The sequence below is a fragment of the Kitasatospora putterlickiae genome (assembly GCF_039527695.1).
Classification (GTDB): domain Bacteria; phylum Actinomycetota; class Actinomycetes; order Streptomycetales; family Streptomycetaceae; genus Kitasatospora; species Kitasatospora putterlickiae.
Genome location: NZ_BAAAKJ010000230.1, coordinates 5,025 through 6,307, shown reverse-complemented (window position 1 = coordinate 6,307; position 1,283 = coordinate 5,025). Strand labels below are relative to the sequence as shown.

General features: G+C 77.6%; 1 protein-coding gene and 2 pseudogenes. All 3 read left to right on the top strand.

The window, feature by feature from the left end; translation table 11 throughout:
* Positions 1 to 295 (top strand): annotated as a pseudogene (locus ABD308_RS23215) (alpha/beta hydrolase); the annotation flags it as partial.
* Positions 296 to 420: 125 nt separating this feature from the next.
* Entirely contained in the window at positions 421 to 918 is a 498-nt protein-coding gene (locus tag ABD308_RS23210; RefSeq protein ID WP_344338180.1) for a hypothetical protein, read from the top strand.
* 28 nt (positions 919 to 946) lie between these two features.
* A pseudogene (locus ABD308_RS23205) lies at positions 947 to 1,283 on the top strand (FAD-dependent oxidoreductase); the annotation flags it as partial.

Genomic DNA, 1,283 nt, shown 5'->3' with positions numbered 1-1,283 from the left:
CGACCGCTCCGACACCGGCGCCTTCGCCGCCCGCGGCCGCGCGGCGGGCGCCCGGGTCTGCGGCTACACCGTCACCGGCACCGGCCACACCCTGATGCGGCGGATCGGCGACTGGCACCGCGCCACCGCCCGGCTCTCCGCCGGACTGCTCGGACTGCGCGACCTGCCGCCGGAGGCCACCGCCGCCCTCGCCCTGCCGGCCGGCTCCGACGACTCCCTCGGCCTCCCGCTCCCCACCCACCCCCGCACCACCCCGCACCGCCCCCCGGCCCGCCCACTGGCCACCGACGCCTGAGCCGGGCGTCGGCGGGGCCCGTTCTCGGAGGACCGGACGTTCCCCGCCAGATGAGCGGTGTCAGTGGTGTCTGATCCACTACCTGTGCACCGGATCCACCACCGATCAGACAGGAGCCGCCGGACATGGGCGTGCTGACCGACTACTTCCGTGCGGCCGACGACGCGGCCGTGCTCGACGCTCTCGGCGAGACCGAGGGCGGGCCGCTGGTCGGAGGCGCGGGGACGGTGTTCGACGGGGTCGAGGCGAAGGGGGTGGACCCGAGTGTCGTGCTGGGGCAGCTGGTCGCCGTCGTCCGGCGGGTGGAGTGGGCGGTCGGCCTGGTCGGCGAGACGCCGGTGTGGCCGACCACGCCGCCGCCCGGCCGGGAGGGGCCCTCGGGCGAGGACGACCCGTGGGCGACCGGGCCGTGGGTGACGCGGCTCGGGCGGCCGGTGCGGGACACCCTGGCGGACCTTCCGGCGGCGGAGGCTTCGGACGTCAGCGCCCGGTGGGCGGCGCAGGCGGAGGAGCTGGACGGCGCGGACGGCGAGGACCTGCGGCCGCTGGTCGAGGAGCTGTCCGCCCTGGCGCGCCGCGCTCGCGAGGCGGGTGAGGACCTCTACTGCTGGATCTGCCTCTGAGCGGTGCTGCGGCGCCGGCGGCGGGCGGATGCGGGATGCTGGCCGTATGAGTACCGCGGTGGTGGTGGGCGGCGGGCCCAACGGGCTGGCCGCCGCCGTGCGGCTGGCGCGGGCCGGGGTGCGGGTGACCGTGCTGGAGGCCGCCGAGGAGGTGGGCGGCGGGGCGCGCAGCGGGGCGGGGATCGTGCCCGGGCTGCTGCACGACCACTGCTCGGCCGTGCACCCGATGACCGTCGGCTCGCCGTTCCTGCGCGGCCTCGGGCTGGAGCGCTTCGGGCTGGAGTTCCGGCTGCCGGAGATCGACTGCGCGCACCCGCTGGACGACGGCACGGCCGGCGTGCTGTACCGGTCGGTCGCCGACACCG

Coding starts and splice junctions, on each gene's coding strand:
- ABD308_RS23210 (WP_344338180.1), top strand. CDS start 421: ATGGGCGTGCTGACCGACTACTTCCGTGCGGCCGACGACGCGGCCGTG.